The sequence below is a fragment of the Microcoleus sp. FACHB-68 genome, from assembly GCF_014695715.1.
Lineage (GTDB): Bacteria > Cyanobacteriota > Cyanobacteriia > Cyanobacteriales > Oscillatoriaceae > FACHB-68.
Window position 1 is genome coordinate 233700 of sequence record NZ_JACJOT010000008.1, and the last position, 20953, is coordinate 254652.

Here is a 20953-nt window from a genome sequence, read left to right on the forward strand (position 1 = left end):
CGAGTGCTGAGTTGTGAGTGGTAGAGAGGGAGAGCGGCTAAAAATGCCCCATGCCCCTACCTTTAGGTTGGCGAAGCCTTGCCCCATGCCCCATCCCCAATGCCCAATCCCCCTATTCTTTATGATAAATCGGCAGCAAAACGTTAAAAGTCGAACCCTGACCAAGTTGGCTTTTAACGGAAATTGAACCACCGCAGCGCAGCAATAACTGTTGCACAATCGTTAAACCTAAACCGGCACCGCCCGGATCGTCATCGACGGCTTGGCGAACGCGATAAAATCGTTCAAAAATTTTGTGAAGTTCGCTAGCAGGAATGCCGATGCCGGTGTCGCGAAATTCTAATTGGATATAATCTCCCTGCTGCTTTGCCTGCACCCAAACTTGACCGCCGGTGGGGGTAAACTTGATGCCATTATGCAACAAGTTGATCGCGATCTGCTTCAGCCAGGGACGCAAACAGGAAACGGGGGGCAAGTTGTCTGGGATTGTGTAAGCTAGCATCACGCCTTTTTCTTGGGCTAATGGCTGGTAGGTACTGACAACCCCAGGCACCATTTCTGCCAAATACAAAGCTTGCATCGCTGCATGATCTACCAAATGATCGAGCCGCACCAGTTCTAGCAAGCCGTTGATCAGCGAAGTTTGGCGATCGCACTCGGTATTGAGCAGTTGCATATACCGATCACGCTGAGCCGGCTTGAGGTTGGGGGAACCCAGCAGGGTGAGTGCTGTTTTCATATTGGTTAAGGGTGTCCGCAGTGCCTGACCCACATTGCTGAGAAATTCGTCTTTCAGGTGCATCGATTCCAGCAACTCTTGGTTTTGCAGTTGCAAGGCTTCTGCATCGACTGCGTGCTGCCGGTAGTGGGTGATACTGCGCCAAACTTCTTCTTGCTGCTGAATTTGTTTGGCCCATAAGTGCCCTGCGTGAGATGCAAACAAAGAAGTTTTTGTCAAGTCAGAGGATGGGAAACGCAGAAACAGGGAATCCCAATTTTTTAAGAGTTCGTCAGTGGTGACAGAAACCGACGTTGGGATTTGTGCTAGAGGGATTGTTCCTACGGTTGGCTGAGCGGTTGGGAGAGTTTTTGACGGGCTAATGGTAGCGATATGTCGCAAGCCGGCTAATACGTGTTCAACTGCCGGCGCGTCTGTAGAGCAAATTGCTAAAAGTGGTTGTTTACGTTCCGAATTGGTCTCTGTGGCGTCCACCGGCAGCCGGATAGATCGAGGCCGGTGGGCCACGATCACGCTACAAAATTGCTCTGAGAGGACGAAGATAAAATATTCCCGTCTTAAAGAAGATTCAGCCGGCACATTCAGTTCAAAACTTGTTGAGGTTGCCGGTGCCGGTGTGCTTTGTCTCGCCTTATCCTGAATCAGGGATGTCTCGCTGTCAGCGATTGGCGCAGACTGCCTGTGCGTCTGGAATTCAGATGTTGGGCGGGAGTATCTTTGCTTTGCCGGTGGCGATTCGAGTTCTGCTGGGTGCGATAATATTTCCCCTGAATTGTCAGAATTATCCTCATCTGCCAGACTGGCTGCATTGCGCCCAGAAAGGTTGCAAACATAAATTCCTTGACAAACTCCACTTTGCCGGTAACGCTCAAGCTCAGCTTGCCACGCATTCCCGCGCGGGAGTTTGACTAATAATGTTGCCGGTATCTCTTGATCAAGCAACAAGTCAATCAGCGCATCTACCATAGATTTGAGCGTCGCCGGACTGACTTGCAAGGCATGGGGCGGCTGCTGGGCGCTGAGGGCTAGTTCGTACAGGGAGATGTCTTGAGCTGGTGATAAATTCATTGACTCAGGAAGAAAAAGGCCGGCGATATTTGGCACCCTGATGGCACGAATCGAGGCGCAATCGTGATGCGACCTTGATTTTCTCTCGGCTGGAACTCAACTTAGTTTAGCAAGGTTCGAGAACGACCGGGATGACAAATTGCCTAAATCTTTTAACATTTCGACTTAATTAGAAATTTCTTCACCCACAAGTTGCGCGAGTTTTTGTGCCGCACCGGCATCCCCTCTGACACTGCGAAGACGATCTCGCATCGCGTCCAATTTTTCCGGATGGTTGAGGAAATCAATCACCATTTCAGCAACGCTTGCCGGCTGCAATTGCCCCACTAATTCTGGCACGATTTCCGCTTTTGCCCAAATATTCGGCCAAGCAAATAAACGTCCTTGCCGCAATACGATCCAGTTAATTGCTTTAGCAAAAGCTGAACCCACTCCCGGCAAATTTGCTAACAACCCCGGTAAGCCATCCCAAGCCCGCATCGCATCTAATTCTTGGGTGGGAATTAACACAATCATTGGTACAGCCAGAGAACCGAGTTCGGCAGTATTTGCACCGACCGTTGTTAAACAAAGCCGGCATTGCGAGAGCAAATCATAAGCCGGTGCAGTTGTATGAAGTTCGACTTGCAAGCCGGTGCCGGTGATTAAAAAGTATGAAGAATCCTCATCCTTAAATTTTAATTTTGCAGACGCCCATCCCAATTGCTCAATTAGGGGGTTTTGTTGAGGATCGCCAAACCGCGCCAAGGTTGGTAAATCCAAGGTAGGCGCAACGGGAATCACAAACCGTGTTTGAGGGTTGATTGCATGAACTTTCTCGGCAATTGCTAACAGTAACGGCACTCCTTGAGAAAGTTTTGCCGGCTTCGATCCGGGAAGGAGTCCGATTAATTCAATGGTATGGGAAGAATCTTTAATTTCTTCTGTTGCGATTTCTTTAGAAACTTCTGCCATTAAATCACCAACGACGGTAAATTTATGGGCGTATTTTGCGGGGATGCCGGCAATAATTTCAGGCTTCATTACCCCAAATCGGTCTATCCAGCCATGCCATCGGGCATCCCATTCCGCATAAACAACGGTACGATAATCCAGCCGGTGACCAATGATCACCGGAAAAATTTGATCGCCACCGAGAAAGATTACAATGCCCGATTCTCGCCAATCCCAATTTTCTGCGGTTTTTCCCAAAAGTAAAAACTTCCAAAAATCTTTTGCCGCTTGAACTCGGTCTATTTCCGGATAGGAACGGGCAATTTCAACTTCTTTGCCGGTAGCATGAGGACACGGAGACAAAACGACAGAAATGCGAATTTGTGAGCGATCTTCGCCCATTTGCTGCCGCAGTTGTTGCACCACAGGTCGCACCCAAGTCATCAATTCTCCAGGGCCATTGGAGAGAATTAAAATATCAACTGCCGGCACTGAAAAGCCTCCTTTTACGAATTAATGACTACACTAAAATTGGAGGGGAAACAGCAATCCCGCCCCTACCGCTATATCATTATCCTCGCGCACTCGCAGAGTCTGAAACGGTGAGGAACCGACCCGATTTGTTAGGTACAATTCAACTTGAGGCCCAAGATTCCTGGTTATCGGCCAGTTAAATAAAGATGCGGCATTCCAGCGCACCCCTAAAGCCCAAGGAATCAGATTTTTGCGGTCATCATCGACTAAGGCATTGCCATCGCCTGTTAAATTGAAACCGGCTTCCGCAATTGCCGTGAGATTTTGACCCAAAGGAACCGATCCGCCGACATTAAAGCCGGCAATTTCTAATCCATTTCGCTGTACATATCCCAAGGTTGGCGTTAACCAAACTGCACTACCATTTTCTAACTGATAGTGCATGGGTGCAGACAGAGTAATCAATAAACATTCCCCGTCGTTCCCCATAACTCCACCGTTATCGGAACAAGTTTCACTGCTGAAAACAAATCCTTCTTCCTCCAAGCCTCGATTTTCTAATTCATTGCCGTTTCCGCTCAACAAGTTGAGTATGACATTATTTGACTTGGAAACTGTTACCAAACCGCTTAAGGTAAACGGATCGCCATCTGCTTGATGCAAAAAGCGAATTTTTCCACTAAGTCCTATCTCTGATTCGTCTGTATCTCCAGAAACAGAATCTATAAATCCCCCAATTTCAAAATCGTCTAAAAGTCCGTACTGAATCGAGGCCAATAACCCTTGACTACCTGCTTGTAGCGTGGTAATCAATTGCTGATTTGCAATCGTTCCTCCATCCAAAAAGCCAAACCCAGCAGGAATAAAAGGAGGCGGATTTTGTGTGTCTCCAAAATGCTGTGGATACTGGCGATTTGCAGCAGTAAAAGCGGGTAAAAACGTTATCCCTAAACCCAGAGAAATAGACTCTCGATCTGCAATAGCTGATAAAGCGCCGGTGTTACCCAGCGTGTTAGAAATAAATAAATCGGTTGCCAGCCTGGGGTTGACTAAATACCGCAAGCCGGTGTTAAAAGCAATATTACGCGCGGGACGTCCTGTATCTTGATTAAGGCTATTATTTCCAGTAAAGGGAATAAATGTATCTCCCCAGAGGATGAGTCTGGGGTTAACCTGATAGCTGACTGCGCCGGCTAAACCTAAAGTTGTGCTAAAAGAATCATCGTCATTGTCTGGAAGCCTGCGAAAATACAAAGCATTATCTTCTGGCAAAAAAGCAACTTTTGGAGATAAGGTGAATTGCCAGCGATCATCTGTTTTTACAGTAAAAGGTAATTCTAAAGAAACAACAAGTTCTTGCGTATTGCTTCCCTCGGTTAATGCCTGATTTTCACTACTAAAAAATTGGTAAGATCGAATTCCTCTAGAAACAGCTATCACGCCACTTAACGCCGAATTGCCTTCAGCATTTTGCCAAATTCGCTGTTTTGCTTGTAAGGTCAATTCTTGAAAGAAATTCCCACTCCCATTAGCAGTTGTTCTGCGAGCTTGTAAGTCTCCTTGCTCACCAGGCCCAGCATTATCAACTGTCTGAGCGTCAAGGGTAATTTCTAAGTTATCTGTTGCGCCCCAACTAATTGCAAAAGTTGGTTGTCCTGTCAATCCAACATCACTCGCTGAACCGGCAGGAAAGGATTGACGATAACGAAAATTAGTAAGGATTTCTCCCCGCTGTAAGTGATGAGCTGTGGTTAAAACGGTGGGGCGACTTCTTAAAACATCTCCGCGCAATCCCGACTGTGGGGCAGGTTCAATAATAACGGCGTCCTCGCCGGCTCGGTTAATGGGTAAAGTTTCTAATTCAAATTTTTTCTCAGGAGGGAGGGGTTGCACTGTCGGAATTAACTGAGCAGATAGTTCAGGCAAAATAGCGCTATTTACCTTAACATCTTGATCCATTGATGCTATTTTTTTAGGAACCTGACCCACATCTTCGGTATCTGCCAGTACAGCGCTAGACATAACTCCTAGCCATAAGGAAACAGAGCATGAAATTAATCGAGCAAATGTCATAAACTTAAGCTTTTAGATAAGATAAATGGATGTTGGATACTGTATCTGCTTAGATATACCCGCTTTACCTCTGCTAACTGGATTGCGATGGTGTCCTCTTTTGTAGGAAGTGGTTAACTAGCAGCGTTCCGCACTGGATCTGCACGTAATCAGCGCTCTCATGCGGCAATGCCCGAAGTTACTCTACCGCAATCAGTATGCCTTGAGCTTAAGCGGACAGAGGCGGTGGCATTCTTTAAATGGGCAAATCCCTGGGCCGGCCAACCGGCACTCGCCAACTCTTCAGGATTAATCGAGACGCTGAAAATATCAAGGGCGATGCACCCATTACAATCCTGAGTTTTGGCTGTTTTGCTGCCGGTACAAGATCGCTTTGTTCCCAGTCGAGTTCCCCAATTGTTAAATTTGCCAGACAGATCGAGTGACCCAACAAGATGCGAAAATACGTTTTTGGCACAAACTTGTTCAACCGGCATTGGGTTTTGAGGAGCGTGTAAAGCTATGACAGATTTAATCGAAGCAGCAAAAAGCAGTGACGCCCCTACCGTCCAAGCCTTGATAGACCAAGGGGCGGATGTGAATGGCACAGATGCAGAAGGATTGAATGCTTTAACTGCCGCAGCGGAAGCCGGCAATGCTGAAATTGTGCAAACCTTGCTCGCTGCCGGTGCAGATGCAAAAGCCGGTGATGCCGATGGCTGGACAGCGCTGATGAGTGCGGCGGCTGCCGGCCATCTTGAGATCGTTCAGCATTTGCTAGCAGCCGGTGCTGAAGTCAATGCCAAAACTAACTTTGGCTTAACTGCCTTGATGAGTGCTGCCGGTAGCGGACACGCCCAAATCGTGGAAAGTTTACTAGAAGCCGGTGCCGATCTCAAGGCCAAAGACAACAACACCATGACTGCCCTCGTTTGGGCCTCCCAAGAAGGTCACCCGGAAGTGATCAAGATCCTCAAACAAGCTCGTGAGCGCCAGTCTACCTAAACTTTTGTAAAGGAAAAGATGAGTAGTTATTTACATAATTTGTAAATAAATGTAAATAAATATTGAGAGTTTTTTGTCGAATTGTGTCAGATAACGGCCAAAACCCTCATCAGGTGGTCATTTTCTGCTAAAAAAACTCATGTGCCATTTTTTGAAGTGCTGAGTGCTGAGTGCTGAGTCAGCAAAGTTGGAAGGTGTCAAGCAACCCGCCCCACCTGCCGACGCTGTTCCTCAAGACTCAGCATGAAGTCATCAGCACACAGTCCTGAGAAGAGAACGCGCATCGTAAAGGAGCCTACCTGAATGTTCACTCACGTCAAGCCCACCATTCGACACATCGCGCCTGACAACCTCCAAGGGCGAGCCTTACTCAAGGTGGTCTATGTCGTGCTAGAAGCCCAGTATCAGAGCGCTTTGTCTGGGGCGGTTCGTTCGATTAACCAGAACAACCCCAACTTAGCGATCGAAATCAGTGGCTATCTGATCGAAGAATTGCGTGACCCTGAGAACTATGAAAACTTGAAGCGGGATCTTGCCGGTGCCAATGTTTTTATCGCATCCCTGATCTTCATTGAAGACTTGGCCGATAAAGTCGTTGAGGCAGTGGAACCCTACCGCGATGCCTTGGATGTCGCCGTAGTCTTCCCCTCCATGCCGCAGGTGATGCGCCTGAACAAGATGGGCAGCTTCTCGATGGCTCAACTGGGTCAGTCGAAGAGTGCAATTGCACAATTCATGAAAAAACGCAAGGAGCAATCCGGCTCATCCTTCCAAGATGGAATGCTGAAGCTGTTGCAGACCTTGCCGAAAGTTTTGAAATACCTGCCAATGGACAAAGCGCAGGACGCCCGCAACTTCATGCTCAGCTTCCAATATTGGTTGGGAGGTTCTTCCGAGAACTTGGAAAACTTCCTGCTGATGCTGGCAGATAAGTATGTCTTCAAAGGCAACAAGCTGAGCTTTCAGGAGCCGGTGGTTTACCCAGATATGGGTATCTGGCACCCCTTGGCACCGAAGATGTTTGAGGAAGTCAGAGATTACTTTAATTGGTACAACAGCCGTACAGACATCTCTACTGACCTGAAAGACCCCCTAGCGCCTTGCGTAGGCTTAGTGCTACAGCGCACCCACCTTGTCACCGGCGACGATGCCCATTATGTGGCAATGGTGCAGGAACTCGAAGCAATGGGGGCGCGAGTGATCCCCGTGTTCGCCGGCGGCTTAGACTTCTCCAAGCCGGTGGAGGCTTATTTCTGGGAAGTTGGGGCTAAAGGCGTTGCACCGTTACCCTTGGTGGATGCCGTGGTTTCCCTCACCGGCTTCGCCCTAGTCGGCGGGCCGGCGCGTCAAGACCACCCCAAGGCCATCGACTCCCTGAAGCGCTTAAACCGGCCCTACATGGTGGCGCTGCCTTTGGTCTTCCAAACCACGGAAGAGTGGGAAAATAGCGACTTGGGATTGCACCCGATTCAAGTGGCATTGCAAATTGCCATTCCCGAACTGGATGGCGCAATCGAACCGATTATTCTCTCAGGCAGAGATGGCACAACCGGCAAAGCGATCGCTTTGCAAGATCGCATTGAAGCCGTCGCTCAACGGGCCATGAAATGGGCGAACCTGCGCCGCAAGCCCAAATTAGACAAAAAAGTTGCAATTACGGTCTTCAGCTTCCCGCCCGACAAAGGCAACGTGGGAACCGCAGCTTATCTCGATGTGTTCGGTTCCATCTACAAAGTCCTGGAAGCTTTACAGCACAACGGCTATGACGTGCAAGGGTTGCCAGAGTCCGCCGAGGCGCTGATGCAAGAAGTCATCCACGACGCCACGGCACAGTACAGCAGCCCAGAACTGAATATTGCTTACCGGATGTCGGTTCCGGAATATGAAGAACTGACGCCCTACTCCGAACGCTTGCACGAAAACTGGGGTCCACCTCCGGGACATCTCAACACCGATGGGGAAAACTTGCTCGTTTTTGGCAAACAATTCGGCAATGTGTTTATCGGCGTTCAGCCAACCTTTGGCTATGAAGGCGATCCGATGCGCTTGCTGTTCTCTCGTTCTGCCAGCCCTCATCATGGATTTGCCGCCTATTACACTTATTTAGAGCGGATTTGGGGCGCGGATGCGGTGCTGCATTTCGGCACTCACGGTTCCCTGGAATTCATGCCCGGTAAGCAAATGGGGATGTCTGGGGATTGCTATCCCGACAGCTTGATTGGCAAGATTCCGAATTTGTATTACTACGCAGCGAATAATCCCAGCGAAGCCACGATTGCTAAGCGCCGTAGCTATGCCGCGACGATTTCCTACCTAACGCCGCCGGCAGAAAATGCAGGACTTTACAAAGGCTTGCAAGAGTTGAGCGAGTTAATTGCCTCTTATCAAACTTTGAAAGATACGGGGCGCGGGATTCCGATTGTCAGCACGATCATGGATAAGTGCCGGCTGGTGAATTTGGATAAGGATATCGCCCTGCCTGACATTGAGGCCGCAGACATGACTGCGCTGGAGCGGGATAATATTGTCGGTCAGGTGTATCGCCGGCTGATGGAAATTGAATCTCGCTTGTTGCCTTGCGGGTTGCACGTAATTGGTAAGCCGCCAACCGCAGAAGAAGCGATCGCCACGCTGGTGAATATTGCCAATCTTGATCGTGAAGACGAGGAAATCGTTTCTCTCCCCCGAATTATTGCCAATAGCATCGGGCGCAAGATTGAGGATGTTTACCACAATAACGATAAAGGCATTCTTGCCGATGTCGAGTTATTGCAAAACATCACAATGGCAAGCCGTGCGGCTGTTGCGGCTTTGGTGAAAGAGCAAACCGATGCGGATGGACGCGTTTCTTTGGTTTCCAAGCTCAATTTCTTTAATATGGGCAAAAAGGAACCTTGGATTGAAGCGCTTCATGAAGCCGGTTATAAAAAGGTCGATCCTGAACTGATTAAACCGCTGTTTGAGTATTTGGAATTCTGCTTGCAGCAAGTTTGTGCCGATAACGAATTAGGGGCACTGCTGCGGGCGTTGGAAGGCGAATATATTTTACCCGGCCCAGGCGGCGATCCGATTCGTAACCCGGATGTTTTGCCCACCGGCAAGAATATGCACGCCCTCGATCCCCAATCAATTCCTACAGCAGCAGCGGTCAAATCGGCAAAAATTGTCGTAGACCGGCTGTTAGACCGGCAACGGATGGATAATGGCGGAAATTACCCGGAAACGATTGCTTGCGTGCTTTGGGGAACCGACAATATCAAGACGTATGGGGAATCTCTCGCCCAGATTATGTGGATGGTGGGCGTGAAGCCGGTTCCCGATGCTTTGGGACGCATCAATAAGTTGGAATTGATTTCCCTCGAAGAATTGGGACGCCCTCGGATTGATGTGGTGATCAACTGTTCTGGTGTTTTCCGCGACTTGTTTATCAACCAGATGAATCTGTTGGATAAAGCCGTGAAGATGGCAGCAGAAGCAAATGAGCCGGTGGAGATGAACTTTATCCGCAAGCACGCGATGAAGCAAGCTGAGGAAATGGGCATTAATCTGCGGCAAGCGGCAACGCGAGTGTTTTCTAATGCCTCCGGTTCTTATTCTTCTAACGTCAATTTGGCGGTAGAAAATAGCACTTGGGAAAGCGAATCTGAGTTGCAGGAAATGTACCTGACTCGCAAATCCTTTGCGTTTTCTTCAGATAATCCCGGCACGATGGAACAAGATCGGCAGATTTTTGAATCCACTTTGAAAACGGCTGAAGTAACGTTCCAAAATCTGGATTCTTCTGAGATTAGCCTGACCGATGTTTCCCACTATTTCGACTCTGATCCCACCAAGGTTGTGGCGACTTTGCGCGGAGATGGCAAGCAGCCGGCCTCCTTTATTGCCGATACCACAACGGCAAACGCCCAGGTGCGGACGCTATCAGAAACGGTGCGTCTGGATGCACGGACGAAGATGCTCAATCCGAAGTGGTATGAGGGAATGCTTTCCCACGGCTACGAAGGGGTGCGGGAACTCTCGAAGCGTCTAGTTAATACAATGGGGTGGTCTGCGACTGCCGGCGCTGTAGATAACTGGGTGTATGAGGAAACCAATGAGACGTTCATCAAAGATGAGGCGATGCAGCAACGCTTGATGAATCTCAATCCTCACTCATTCCGCAAGATGGTGACTACGCTTTTAGAAGTTAATGGTCGCGGTTACTGGGAGACAAGTGAGAGCAATTTAGACCGCTTGCGCCAGTTGTATCAGGAGGTAGAAGACCGGATTGAAGGGGTAGAATAATTCTAAGATTTGTGAGGCCGGCAAGATGCCGGCCTTTCTATTTAGAACCAAAATTTGCAACGGTTGATATCATATAAGCAGAGGAATAGCAGGATTGGATTATTATCTGACCCTGATTGTCCTTATAATCTCTCTATTGAGCTGTGTTGCTAGATTCTAGAGTGTGATTTTCTATGAATATTCGAGAAGCGCAACTTGAAGATATTGAAACACTCTTCAATATTAGAACTAGCGTCATCGAAAACTATCAGTCTCTTGAAGAGTTAGCTAGTCTGGGAGTTACTCCGGAGACTATTGCTAATATGTTGCAAACGGACTGTCGAGCTTGGATTGCTGAAATTGATGCAATACCGATTGCTTTTTCAATGGCGAATGTAGCGGAAAAAACGATATTTGCTATGTTCGTTCTGCCATCTTTTGAGGGTCGTGGTGCAGGACGTACTTTGATGCAGGAAGCTGAAAAATGGTTATGGCGTCAAGGAGCTAAAGAAATTTGGCTACTGACAGGCAACGATTCAAATTTAAGAGCTTATGGATTCTATCTCCATCTCGGTTGGACACCCGTAGATATACAGCCTGATGGACAAATCAAATTTATTAAACGTATAGTTATAGAAACAGAAACTTTACTGAAAGGTTAATACTGAATCTAAAATTAAAATGATATGACTGCATTAACTGTTAACTTCAACTCAATTATCAAACTGACAGATGAGCAATTTTATCAACTCTGTCAGGATAACAACGATCTGAGGTTTGAACGCAATGCTGAAGGAGAATTAATTATCATGCCGCCGGCAGGAGGAGAAACCAGCAACCGCAATGGTAGACTAACCCAGCAGTTAATGAATTGGACAGATACAAATGGCACCGGCATTGCTTTTGACTCCTCCGGAGGCTTTAAATTACCGAATGGTGCAGATCGTTCCCCTGATGCTTCTTGGGTAAAGTTAGAACGTTGGAATGCTTTAACTTCTGAGCAACAAAAGAAATTCCCTCCAATTTGCCCTGATTTTGTCGTTGAGTTACTTTCTCCAAGTGATAGCTTGAAAGACACTCAAGATAAGATGAAGGAGTACAGGGAGAATGGCGCTCTTTTGGGTTGGTTAATTAATCGGAAAAACCGGCAAGTGGAAATTTACCGTCCTGGTGAAGAAGTTGAGGTGCTTGATAATCCTGAAAGGTTAGCAGGAGAGCCGGTTCTCCCTGGTTTCGTGCTGAATCTCGAATTAATTTGGTGATTGCTAAAATCTATTACAGGTTTTTGAATTAAATAGAAAAATAAAATTTTAAAACCTTACTAGAATATTAGGAGTGTTTCGATATCCCACTTACTAAATATGTAGAGCGAGTTGAAGTAAAGCAAAACCCAACCGGCATCCCGTACTGTTAGGTTTACTATCTCAACCCGCCCCACCGGCAACACTTTTATTTTTCAGATTCGACGGGTTGCCAAACAGGAAATGGATCAAATGCTGAAGGATTCATTAAATTAACTGGACCCAAACCGGCATCCGCCCCTATATAAATTTCACTATAGCCATCGTTAGTAGATGTAACAGTCATTTTAGAAGAAGTTGGATTTTGTGCCTGTCCTGGCTCCTGACTTCCCCAAATTACTAGAAGCATCACCAACACAAACAAGCCAACAAAAGCCCCGAATTTATCAATCAATCTACCCATCTTAGAATTTTCTCACCCAATTTCTATTAGTGGACGCACAAAGTAAAGATGTTGTTACATCTAAATCGAAAGATTAAGGCGTCTTTATCGCCTTGGCGGTTCCCATAAAATAAAAGTGACTTGTCCTCACACCTGATCCCACCTGACTATGAAAGCACTTTGGCTGGAAAACAACCAACTGCAACTTCGCGATAACCTTCCCATTCCCGAACCCCCTGCCGGCGAAGCACTTGTGCGCGTTTTGCGTGCCGGCATCTGCAATACTGACATCGAACTCCTCAAAGGTTACTACCCTTACACTGGCATCTTAGGTCATGAATTTGTCGGTGTGGTAGAACAAGGGCCAGAAAATTTATTGAACCAGCGGGTGGTGGGAGAAATTAACGCAGTTTGTGGCAAATGCCGGTTCTGTCGTAGTGGACAACCCACCCACTGCGAAAACCGTACCGTCCTTGGCATCGTTAACCGCCACGGTGCGTTTGCAGAGTATCTAACGCTGCCGGCACAGAATCTGCATCCCGTACCGGATAATGTTGCCACAGATGTTGCGACATTCACAGAGCCGGTGGCTGCTGCCTTGGAAATTCAGCAACAGGTGCCGGTGCGTCCCGATCATCAAGTTTTGGTTGTAGGGGATGGCAAACTGGGGCAACTGGTGGCACAGACACTCGCACTCACCGGCTGTGACCTCTTAGTAATTGGACGTCATCGTGATAAACTACAAAACTTGGAGGCACGCGGGATCAAAACCGGCCTCGCCGACGCTGTTACAGACCGAACCTTTGACATCTCCGTTGAATGCACCGGCAACCCAGAAGGATTTGCGATTGCCCGTCGCGCCTTACGTCCACGCGGCACCCTCGTCCTTAAAAGCACCTATGCCGGCCACCTAACCTTCGATGCTTCCTCTTTAGTCGTCGATGAAATTACCCTCATCGGCTCCCGATGTGGCCCGTTTCCTCAAGCTCTCCAGTTATTATCGCAAAATGCCGTGGATGTCAAGCATCTAATCCACGCTCATTATCCTTTAGATGAAGCCCTCACAGCCTTTGACCGTGCCCAGCAGAAAGGGGTTTTGAAAATTTTGCTCGATATTGGTTAGGGGCATGGGGCATGGGGCATTGGGCATGGGGCATTGGGCATGGGGCATTGGGCATTACTCCCCTTCTCCAAATCTCACCCACTCAGCACTCAGCACGCAGCACTCAGCCCTACTCCTCCATCTCTATTCCGTATCTCAGGTGCATGGTTGGCCGGTAGTCGGGACAGCCAATTGCATCCTCAGTTAAGGCATTCGTAGGGCGCACGGGACACTTGAGCCGGTAGTCGTTGGTAAAGAATACACAGTTAGCACAAGGAATTTGGTGCATACGCTTGGCTCTAGACATTCCATCAGCGGCGGCGCTGTAGAGACTCCAACCGGCAATAATCACCACCGCCCAAGCGCAGACAAAGCAGATCGGCACCAAAAACGGCTGGATAGCTTGAATCAGAAAGTACAGTAGTTGAAACACGGCAAAATCTTTTTATGAAAGAATAAACATCATAAGTGAGATTCATCCCTCATATTAATACAACAAATTAGATGGAGTGATGAATTGTAAAAAAGAGCTAAAATCCCATCGGATAACCGGGGTTTTATGGCATGATGCCCAAGTAGATCGATCTATAGCTCTTAAACAGACCACAGGAACGCTGCTATGACCCTGCGCTTAGGTGATACCGTACCCAACTTTACTCAAGCTTCGACCCACGGCGACATTAATTTTCATGAATGGGCCGGCGATAGCTGGGTGGTGCTATTCTCCCACCCCAAAGACTTCACGCCGGTTTGCACAACCGAACTCGGCGAAGTCGCCCGCTTGAAACCCGAATTTGACAAGCGCAACGTTAAAGCGCTCGCTCTCAGCGTTGATGACGTTGAATCTCACAACGGCTGGGTGGGAGACATCGAAGAAACCCAAGGGACAGCCCTCAACTACCCCATCTTGGCAGATCCAGATCGGAAGGTTTCTGACCTTTACGACATGATCCACCCCAATGCCAACAATACCTTAACAGTTCGCTCGGTTTTCATCATTGACCCCAGCAAGAAACTGCGTCTAGTGTTCACCTACCCGGCTAGCACAGGACGCAACTTTGATGAAATCCTGCGGGTGATTGACTCACTGCAACTGACTGACAACTACAGCGTTGCCACTCCCGCCAACTGGAAAGATGGCGAAGATTGTGTGATTGTCCCTTCTATCCAAGATCCAGAAGAGTTGAAGGAAAAATTCCCCAAAGGCTACACCCCATTGAAGCCTTACTTGCGGATGACTCCTCAGCCAAACAAATAGGCCATAGGGCAATGCCCGTGCCGGTTTAACCAAAGTAAAATGTTGTAGGGTGGGCGTTGCTCACCCCGCAATATTTTTATTTTGTTCTGTCGCCGGCAGCCCCGATTGATCCGAAGCAAACTCATCTGAAATTTGAGCGAATCATCATGCTTTCATCTCCGATTGTGTTGCGGATGCCACCCGAATTGCAAATGACAGATGACCAGTTTTTTGAGTTCTGTCAGATTAACCGCGATTTAAACATCGAACGCAATAAAACTGGAGAATTGCTGATTATGTCTCCAACCGGCGGAACCACAGGCAATCGTAATTTCAATATTGCTGTACAGCTCGGAATTTGGGCAGAGCAAGATGGCACGGGGATTTGTTTTGATTCTAACAGCGGATTTAAGCTATCAATGGGTGATAAGTCGCCTGATGCTTCGTGGATGAAGCTAGAGCGGTGGAACGCTTTATCAGAAGAACAGCAAGAAAAATTTGTACCCATTTGTCCAGATTTTGTCCTTGAATTACGTTCAGCTTCTGATAACCTGAAACCGTTGCAGGAAAAAATGGAAGAATACATCAGGGAACCTGGATGTCAGCTAGGATGGTTGATTGACCGCAAACACCGGCAAGTCTACATCTACCGTCCGGGACTGCCAACGGAATGTTTAGAAAATCCCGATACCGTCAGCGCAGAGCCGGTATTGCCAGGATTTGTTTTAAATATGAGCAAAGTTTGGTAACTGAAATTTCGCCCTTTTGTTAAAAGGATTTTTTTTTCGAGTTTAAGCGCCTAATCAATTAATATTTTTAAAGAAAACAATTTAGGAAACCGCAAAATGGATATCAAAACCGGCTTTATCGGGGCAGTAGGCAACACACCATTAATTCGGATCAACAGCGTTAGTGAAGAAACCGGCTGCGAAATTTTAGGAAAAGCAGAATTTCTCAATCCGGGTGGCTCGGTGAAGGATCGGGCAGCTTTATATATTATTGAAGATGCTGAGAGAAAAGGCTTATTGAAACCAGGCGGAACCGTTGTTGAAGGAACCGCCGGCAACACCGGCATCGGTTTAGCGCACATCTGCAACGCCAAGGGTTACAAATGCCTGATTGTAATTCCAGATACACAATCTCAAGAGAAAATTGACGCATTAAGAACGCTGGGTGCAGAAGTGCGAACCGTGCCGGCGGTTCCTTATAAAGATCCCAATAACTATGTAAAACTCTCCGGCAGATTGGCATCTGAAATGGAAAATGCCATCTGGGCAAATCAATTTGATAATTTAGCAAATCGGCTGGCGCACTATGAAACAACCGGCCCGGAAATTTGGGAACAGACAGCCGGTAAAATCGATGCTTGGGTAACAGCAACTGGCACCGGAGGAACCTTTGCCGGTGTTGCAATGTTTCTCAAAGAAAAGAAGCCGACGATTAAAAATATATTAGCCGATCCAATGGGTAGCGGACTCTATAGCTACGTTAAAACCGGCGAAATTCACACAGAAGGCAGCTCGATCACCGAAGGCATTGGCAATAGCCGCGTCACCGCCAATATGGAAGGAGTTCCCATCGATGATGCGATCCAAATTGATGATCATGCAGCTGTGCGAGTGATTTACCAACTCCTCAAAAAAGACGGCTTATTTATGGGAGGATCGGTAGGGATTAATATCGCGGCTGCGGTAGAATTAGCGAAACAAATGGGTCCAGGTCACACGATTGTAACCGTACTCTGCGATGGCGGTTCGCGTTACCAGTCTCGGCTGTTTAATCGGGAGTGGCTCGCCTCAAAAGGACTTTCTCCCGATTAGTTAGGATTCAAAATTCAATCGCACAGGATAACAAATTATGCAAATTAAAACACTGGCAGCCCACGAAAAAGGCGCGGAACTCAAGCCGTTTACCTTGGAAGTGGATTCGCCCAAAGGGTATGATTGCATACTAAAAGTGTTAGCTTGCGGCATTTGCCACTCAGATATTCACGTCATTGATAATGACTGGGGAAACTCACGCTATCCCGTCGTTCCAGGTCACGAAGTGGTTGGGGAAGTGATAGAGTTAGGCGACCAAGTTAAGCATTTAAAAGCCGGTGATCGCGTTGGAGTTGGCTGGCAAGGTTCGGCTTGTTTACAGTGTCGTGATTGTCTCAGGGGAAATGAAAATCTCTGTGATAAAAATGAAGGGTTGATTATCAGCGGTTATGGTGGTTTTGCTGACTATTTACGGGTGGATTCTCGGTTTGCTTTTCCGATTCCAGCCGGCATCAAAACTGAAGCAGCCGGCCCTCTGTTGTGCGGAGGAGTTACTGTATACTCGGCTTTGCGATACGCCGGCATGAGTTCAGGTCAAGAAATTGGGGTCATCGGTGTCGGAGGACTGGGGCACATGGCTGTGCAATTTGCGAGTAAATTGGGCAACCGCGTCACGGTTTTTACCACTTCTGACGATAAAGCTGAGTTTGCAAGTAAGTTAGGCGCACATGATGCAATTGTTGTACCTGCCGGCAGTTCACCACCAGAACCAGACCGAAAATTCAATATCTTAATCAGTACCGTTCCTGCTTCTGTCGATTGGGCGGCTTATATAGAATATCTTGATTCTGATGGCACTTTAACGATGGTCGGAGTGCCCGATGAACCCCTCTCAATTCCCTTGTGGTCGTTGCTTACTAAACGTCGCAGAGTCATGAGTTCTCTAATTGGAGGTCGCGCGATTATCACTGAGATGCTTGACGTTGCAGATCGCTTTGGAATTGAGCCGATTATTGAGACGTTTCCCTTGGAACAAGTGAATGAAGCGATGGACAAAGTCCGTAGCAATAAAGTTCGCTATCGGGCTGTTCTTACGGTTAGCTAATCTGATAAATTAATCGTAATGTTGCTATCTCAAAAATAGTCACTTACTATTAACGTTTAAGCTACGCCCGCACAAAAAAACACATGAGCAAAACAAACGTTCAGTTGCCTTATTTTGATGAGCTGCTTGAGCAACTTCGCAAAGGAAATCCTGACGCCATTCAAGCTTTTGGCCGTCATGTCCATTGGGGTTACTGGGAAAACCCTGATGCTGCCGATGGGTCAGTAGCGGACTTTGCAGAGGCGGCTGAACGTTTGTGCCGGCGCGTGTGTGATAGCGGCAGTGTGGGTGATGGAATGCGTATTCTTGACTGCGGTTGCGGTTTTGGTGGCACAATTGCTAGCCTCAATGAGCGCTTTTCTAATGTCCAACTGGTAGGTTTAAATATTGACGAACGCCAGCTTGAAAGAGCAAGAAAAGAAGTCAAACCTCGTGCCGGCAATCAGATTGACTTTGTCCAAGGCGATGCCTGTGAATTGCCGTTTGAAGATGCGTCGTTTGATGTGGTTTTAGCAGTGGAATGTATTTTCCATTTTCCCAGCCGTGAACGATTTTTCAAAGAAGCGCGGCGCGTGCTAAAACCAGGGGGCAAACTAGCAATTTGCGATTTTGTGCCGACATCTTTTATGATGCCTTTCATTAAGTTTATGGATCTTTTTGTTAAAAATTCTGTATCTCAAGTTTACGGCAATGTTAATAGTCACTACACTTTGGGCGATTACCAAAATTTAGCTAAAAATACAGGATTTGTATCTCAAATTGAGGAGAATATTACGAGCAATACCCTGCCAACTTATCCAGTGGTATGCCGGCTAATGCGGGAATCGGGAAATATTGAGGCGGGAAACATCACGATGGGTGCAGATTGGTTAGGTCGGCTTGGTTTAACGCATTATATGATTCTTTCATTTGATGCAAAGTAAAATATTTGCATCAAGCAATAGAGCGAATGTTTATGAAAAGCTAGGATAAATTTTGTTAAAAGGTTATCTGGAAAATGGATAACCTCACCTCTACAGAATATTTTCTGATAAAAATTTTGAACTGGAGTTTAGACTACGAAAAACTAACTTAGTCTTACAGAGTTGCAGTAAGGAGATAAATTGACACTGAGGTGGCATAGCTCAAGCTACCTTGATGTCATCTGTAGGGCAACAGTTGAGCTTGTTTGTTTGCTATGCAGTGTAGTTTGTTGTAACATTGTCTCAGTTTGGAAACCCACAAAGGGGTTATAGATATGAGGCTGTTGCATGAAACCTGCTTTCAATAAAGGGCAACTGACAACCTGGAAAGATGACAGAGGTTTTGGCTTCATTCAACCAGCCGACGGAAGTCAAGAAATTTTTTTGCACATTTCTGAACTGAAAGACTCGACTCGCCGGCCACAAGTAGGCGACACAATTTTTTATTATGCCATAGCTGAAGATGGCAAAGCTCGCGCTTGCAACGCCTTCATTTTAGGAGCAAGAAGTAAGCAAACTTCGACATCTTCTAATAACAAAGCTGCATCTAATAGTGAGTCCAAATCCCCATTTCCAGTGTTGGAGTTATTGCTTCTGTCAATTTTACCTTTGGTTGGCTCACTTCACTTGGTTTGGACGACAGCTAATCCGCTTCCGTTGATTTTCTATCCTGCGATGAGTCTATTAACTTTTATTTTGTATGCAGACGACAAGTCTCGCGCAAAGCGAGGGAAATGGAGAACCGCAGAAACAACGCTACATCTGTGTGAACTAGCGGGTGGATGGTTGGGAGGATTTGCCGCGCAACGAAGGCTTCACCACAAAAGCAGGAAGAAATCCTATCAGTTTGAGTTTTGGACAATTGTCACGCTTCACTATATTGTCTGGTTAGGTTGGTTATTTTTTGGCAAGCTTATAACACGTTAGTCTATGTTTCGGATATTACCTGCTGCCGTTCAGCTTTACCGTTATCTTGCTCTATACGCATAGCTTGCACTCATCCCGCTGGCTAGATCGGTCGAAAGGCAGTGCAAAGCCAGTTGAACATGACTTTATATCAATTTAAATTAATACCAGTTTTAATCTAAACTCCAGTTTAAAGATTAATTTCTTGATTTTGGCACTAAACGAGCAATCAGGGGACGCAGCAGCAGTGCCAAAGCCAAACCCAAGCACAAGTGCAGTACAATATCAAGGGCGCTGTAGGTTAAACCCATTACAGGCCAAGGCTTTATCCCATCTGGATGGGGTTGATTGAGAATAGATTCAATCGGTCGGGGATTGACGGCAGAGGAGACAACACTCACAGCAAAGCCGGCAGCGACAACAGCAACCCATATTTTTAAGTTGCGATCTCGTTCTTTTTCGGCTTCTTCATAGTCTTTTGCCTGTTCCTGCGCGTTGATTTCTATTATTACCCGAATCGCCTCAATCATTTGGTCAAATAATTGCTTACCGGGTTGTAAATAGCGCAAATCTATTTGAATTTGATTTTGAAGTTCTTTAGTTCGATTACAGAAATTCTCTAAAAAATCTAGCTTGTCTTCTGGTAAACTATGAGCGCGAATTTCCTCTAGCTTGGAGAAATACTTTTCAGTAATCGTAACAATTGTGGTGTTGTAATCGTCAATATCATGCAATAGCTTGTTATATTGAAATGCACTCGTTGGGATTTGCTTGAGGCGCTGTTTTAAATCTTCTAGCGTCTCTTCTTGAGATGTAGCAAAATCATCAGCTTTTTGGTTTAATTCTATATAAAGTTCTCGTGCTTTTTGATAGCATAAACGCGCTTGCTCAGTGGCAAAAAGAATTTTATGCCGGCAGTACAACAGTATAAAAATTGAATGATAAGCTTGTTCACCTAAATTCAACGTTGTCGGGTAACAGTCAAACCATACCAAAATATGACATTGATCCGCTGGGTTTTCGCTGCCCGTGTTATATTCAAAGATCGGACTGCCAAATAATTGACCTTCAGCTATCAAACTCACAGAAGTTTTTTCAGCATCTTTTAAAAAAGCTTCAATGCAAGCGTTAGCCAGAGTTTTATAATCGTCTGTATTATCAGATAATTCAGCAAAGATGAGCAAGGTTTGCCCAATAGATGCTTGAATAAAGTGGGGTAATAAGCAACCTTTGGAATTGAATCGGCCTAGTTGGTCTATTTCGACTGTTTCTCCGTAACGAAGAGTTAGATCAACTGCATCGGTATCCTGAATCTTTAAGGGATAAATTTCGCCAATAATTTCAAGCAAATCTGGCTGAGATTCAGACTTTAAACGCAGAAATGGTTCTTTGTCTGATTTATTAGCTTGATTTAATAAAGGAAAATATTCTGCTTTGTCGCCGGTAAATTCATCGAGATGGTTTTTTTCTTCTAAAAGTTCGTTCGGTAAAGATTGGAGTGCGGGAATTTGCAGATGTTTTCCCAAGGCAACACATCGCTGCCAAAGGTGATCTACATTGCCGGCAACTTCTTGAGAATTTTGGGATATTTCGTCACTCCAATGAAAAGCGTAGAGTGTGACACTAGGAGTATTGAGACGTGTATTGCTCATTAGTTTGAGTTT

General features: G+C 46.5%; 18 protein-coding genes. 11 read left to right on the forward strand and 7 right to left on the reverse strand.

The annotated features are described in order from the left end of the window. Positions 1-112 precede the first annotated feature (112 nt). The 4 genes from H6F73_RS10115 to H6F73_RS10130 form a co-directional block, all read right to left on the reverse strand. Positions 113-1807: a DICT sensory domain-containing protein gene (locus H6F73_RS10115; protein WP_190758655.1), complete on the reverse strand. Its 1695-nt coding sequence runs from the start codon at positions 1805-1807 to the stop codon at positions 113-115. 165 nt (positions 1808-1972) lie between these two features. Continuing rightward, entirely contained in the window at positions 1973-3184 is a 1212-nt protein-coding gene (locus tag H6F73_RS10120; protein ID WP_199330548.1) for a lipid-A-disaccharide synthase, read from the reverse strand. A gap of 81 nt (positions 3185-3265) precedes the next feature. Beyond that, entirely contained in the window at positions 3266-5236 is a 1971-nt protein-coding gene (locus tag H6F73_RS10125) for a hypothetical protein (RefSeq protein ID WP_190758657.1), read from the reverse strand. Between the two features lie 209 nt (positions 5237-5445). Next, complete coding sequence (locus H6F73_RS10130) at positions 5446-5763, reverse strand: hypothetical protein (RefSeq protein ID WP_190758658.1); 318 nt, start codon at positions 5761-5763, stop codon at positions 5446-5448. A 25-nt stretch (positions 5764-5788) separates the two neighbouring features. Between H6F73_RS10130 and H6F73_RS10135 the strand changes: the two genes are divergently transcribed. From H6F73_RS10135 to H6F73_RS10150, 4 genes are all read left to right on the forward strand, one after another. Beyond that, the gene (locus H6F73_RS10135; protein ID WP_190758659.1) at positions 5789-6271 is read left to right on the forward strand and encodes an ankyrin repeat domain-containing protein; all 483 of its coding nucleotides are present in this window, start codon (positions 5789-5791) and stop codon (positions 6269-6271) included. 303 nt (positions 6272-6574) lie between these two features. Then, the gene (locus tag H6F73_RS10140) at positions 6575-10555 is read left to right on the forward strand and encodes a magnesium chelatase subunit H (RefSeq protein WP_190758660.1); all 3981 of its coding nucleotides are present in this window, start codon (positions 6575-6577) and stop codon (positions 10553-10555) included. Between the two features lie 173 nt (positions 10556-10728). After that, the gene (locus H6F73_RS10145) at positions 10729-11196 is read left to right on the forward strand and encodes a GNAT family N-acetyltransferase (RefSeq protein ID WP_190758661.1); all 468 of its coding nucleotides are present in this window, start codon (positions 10729-10731) and stop codon (positions 11194-11196) included. 24 nt (positions 11197-11220) lie between these two features. After that, entirely contained in the window at positions 11221-11796 is a 576-nt protein-coding gene (locus H6F73_RS10150) for a Uma2 family endonuclease (RefSeq protein WP_190758662.1), read from the forward strand. Between the two features lie 187 nt (positions 11797-11983). Here the strand turns inward: H6F73_RS10150 and H6F73_RS10155 are convergent, their stop codons facing one another. Continuing rightward, on the reverse strand, positions 11984-12238 hold the full coding sequence (locus tag H6F73_RS10155; protein WP_147682514.1) for a hypothetical protein: 255 nt from the start codon (positions 12236-12238) through the stop codon (positions 11984-11986). Positions 12239-12386: 148 nt separating this feature from the next. Here H6F73_RS10155 and H6F73_RS10160 point away from each other — a divergent pair, with 148 nt between their 5' ends. After that, complete coding sequence (locus H6F73_RS10160) at positions 12387-13340, forward strand: alcohol dehydrogenase catalytic domain-containing protein (protein WP_190758663.1); 954 nt, start codon at positions 12387-12389, stop codon at positions 13338-13340. 109 nt (positions 13341-13449) lie between these two features. On the opposite strand, the gene H6F73_RS10165 is transcribed toward H6F73_RS10160, so the two are convergent. Further along, on the reverse strand, positions 13450-13752 hold the full coding sequence (locus H6F73_RS10165) for a hypothetical protein (protein ID WP_147688704.1): 303 nt from the start codon (positions 13750-13752) through the stop codon (positions 13450-13452). 186 nt (positions 13753-13938) lie between these two features. Between H6F73_RS10165 and H6F73_RS10170 the strand changes: the two genes are divergently transcribed. The 6 genes from H6F73_RS10170 (at position 13939) to H6F73_RS10195 (ending at position 19310) form a co-directional block, all read left to right on the forward strand. After that, on the forward strand, positions 13939-14577 hold the full coding sequence (locus H6F73_RS10170; protein WP_190758664.1) for a peroxiredoxin: 639 nt from the start codon (positions 13939-13941) through the stop codon (positions 14575-14577). Positions 14578-14723: 146 nt separating this feature from the next. Then, positions 14724-15305: a Uma2 family endonuclease gene (locus tag H6F73_RS10175; RefSeq protein ID WP_190759597.1), complete on the forward strand. Its 582-nt coding sequence runs from the start codon at positions 14724-14726 to the stop codon at positions 15303-15305. Positions 15306-15401: 96 nt separating this feature from the next. After that, complete coding sequence (locus H6F73_RS10180; RefSeq protein ID WP_190758665.1) at positions 15402-16376, forward strand: cysteine synthase A; 975 nt, start codon at positions 15402-15404, stop codon at positions 16374-16376. Between the two features lie 37 nt (positions 16377-16413). After that, positions 16414-17421, forward strand: coding sequence for an NAD(P)-dependent alcohol dehydrogenase (locus H6F73_RS10185; protein ID WP_190758666.1), 1008 nt, complete (start codon positions 16414-16416; stop codon positions 17419-17421). Positions 17422-17504: 83 nt separating this feature from the next. Further along, complete coding sequence (locus tag H6F73_RS10190) at positions 17505-18344, forward strand: class I SAM-dependent methyltransferase (protein ID WP_190758667.1); 840 nt, start codon at positions 17505-17507, stop codon at positions 18342-18344. Positions 18345-18671: 327 nt separating this feature from the next. Continuing rightward, positions 18672-19310: a cold shock and DUF1294 domain-containing protein gene (locus H6F73_RS10195; protein WP_190758668.1), complete on the forward strand. Its 639-nt coding sequence runs from the start codon at positions 18672-18674 to the stop codon at positions 19308-19310. 176 nt (positions 19311-19486) lie between these two features. On the opposite strand, the gene H6F73_RS10200 is transcribed toward H6F73_RS10195, so the two are convergent. Beyond that, the gene (locus H6F73_RS10200; RefSeq protein ID WP_190758669.1) at positions 19487-20941 is read right to left on the reverse strand and encodes a hypothetical protein; all 1455 of its coding nucleotides are present in this window, start codon (positions 20939-20941) and stop codon (positions 19487-19489) included. Positions 20942-20953 lie beyond the last annotated feature (12 nt).

Excerpts from the sequence above, each read along its gene's own strand:
- H6F73_RS10115 (WP_190758655.1), bottom strand. The coding sequence starts at position 1,807 with ATGAATTTATCACCAGCTCAAGACATCTCCCTGTACGAACTAGCCCTC.
- H6F73_RS10120 (WP_199330548.1), bottom strand. The coding sequence starts at position 3,184 with ATGACTTGGGTGCGACCTGTGGTGCAACAACTGCGGCAGCAAATGGGC.
- H6F73_RS10125 (WP_190758657.1), bottom strand. The coding sequence starts at position 5,236 with ATGTCTAGCGCTGTACTGGCAGATACCGAAGATGTGGGTCAGGTTCCT.
- H6F73_RS10130 (WP_190758658.1), bottom strand. The coding sequence starts at position 5,763 with ATGCCGGTTGAACAAGTTTGTGCCAAAAACGTATTTTCGCATCTTGTT.
- H6F73_RS10135 (WP_190758659.1), top strand. The coding sequence starts at position 5,789 with ATGACAGATTTAATCGAAGCAGCAAAAAGCAGTGACGCCCCTACCGTC.
- H6F73_RS10140 (WP_190758660.1), top strand. The coding sequence starts at position 6,575 with ATGTTCACTCACGTCAAGCCCACCATTCGACACATCGCGCCTGACAAC.
- H6F73_RS10145 (WP_190758661.1), top strand. The coding sequence starts at position 10,729 with ATGAATATTCGAGAAGCGCAACTTGAAGATATTGAAACACTCTTCAAT.
- H6F73_RS10150 (WP_190758662.1), top strand. The coding sequence starts at position 11,221 with ATGACTGCATTAACTGTTAACTTCAACTCAATTATCAAACTGACAGAT.
- H6F73_RS10155 (WP_147682514.1), bottom strand. The coding sequence starts at position 12,238 with ATGGGTAGATTGATTGATAAATTCGGGGCTTTTGTTGGCTTGTTTGTG.
- H6F73_RS10160 (WP_190758663.1), top strand. The coding sequence starts at position 12,387 with ATGAAAGCACTTTGGCTGGAAAACAACCAACTGCAACTTCGCGATAAC.
- H6F73_RS10170 (WP_190758664.1), top strand. The coding sequence starts at position 13,939 with ATGACCCTGCGCTTAGGTGATACCGTACCCAACTTTACTCAAGCTTCG.
- H6F73_RS10175 (WP_190759597.1), top strand. The coding sequence starts at position 14,724 with ATGCTTTCATCTCCGATTGTGTTGCGGATGCCACCCGAATTGCAAATG.
- H6F73_RS10180 (WP_190758665.1), top strand. The coding sequence starts at position 15,402 with ATGGATATCAAAACCGGCTTTATCGGGGCAGTAGGCAACACACCATTA.
- H6F73_RS10185 (WP_190758666.1), top strand. The coding sequence starts at position 16,414 with ATGCAAATTAAAACACTGGCAGCCCACGAAAAAGGCGCGGAACTCAAG.
- H6F73_RS10190 (WP_190758667.1), top strand. The coding sequence starts at position 17,505 with ATGAGCAAAACAAACGTTCAGTTGCCTTATTTTGATGAGCTGCTTGAG.
- H6F73_RS10195 (WP_190758668.1), top strand. The coding sequence starts at position 18,672 with ATGAAACCTGCTTTCAATAAAGGGCAACTGACAACCTGGAAAGATGAC.
- H6F73_RS10200 (WP_190758669.1), bottom strand. The coding sequence starts at position 20,941 with ATGAGCAATACACGTCTCAATACTCCTAGTGTCACACTCTACGCTTTT.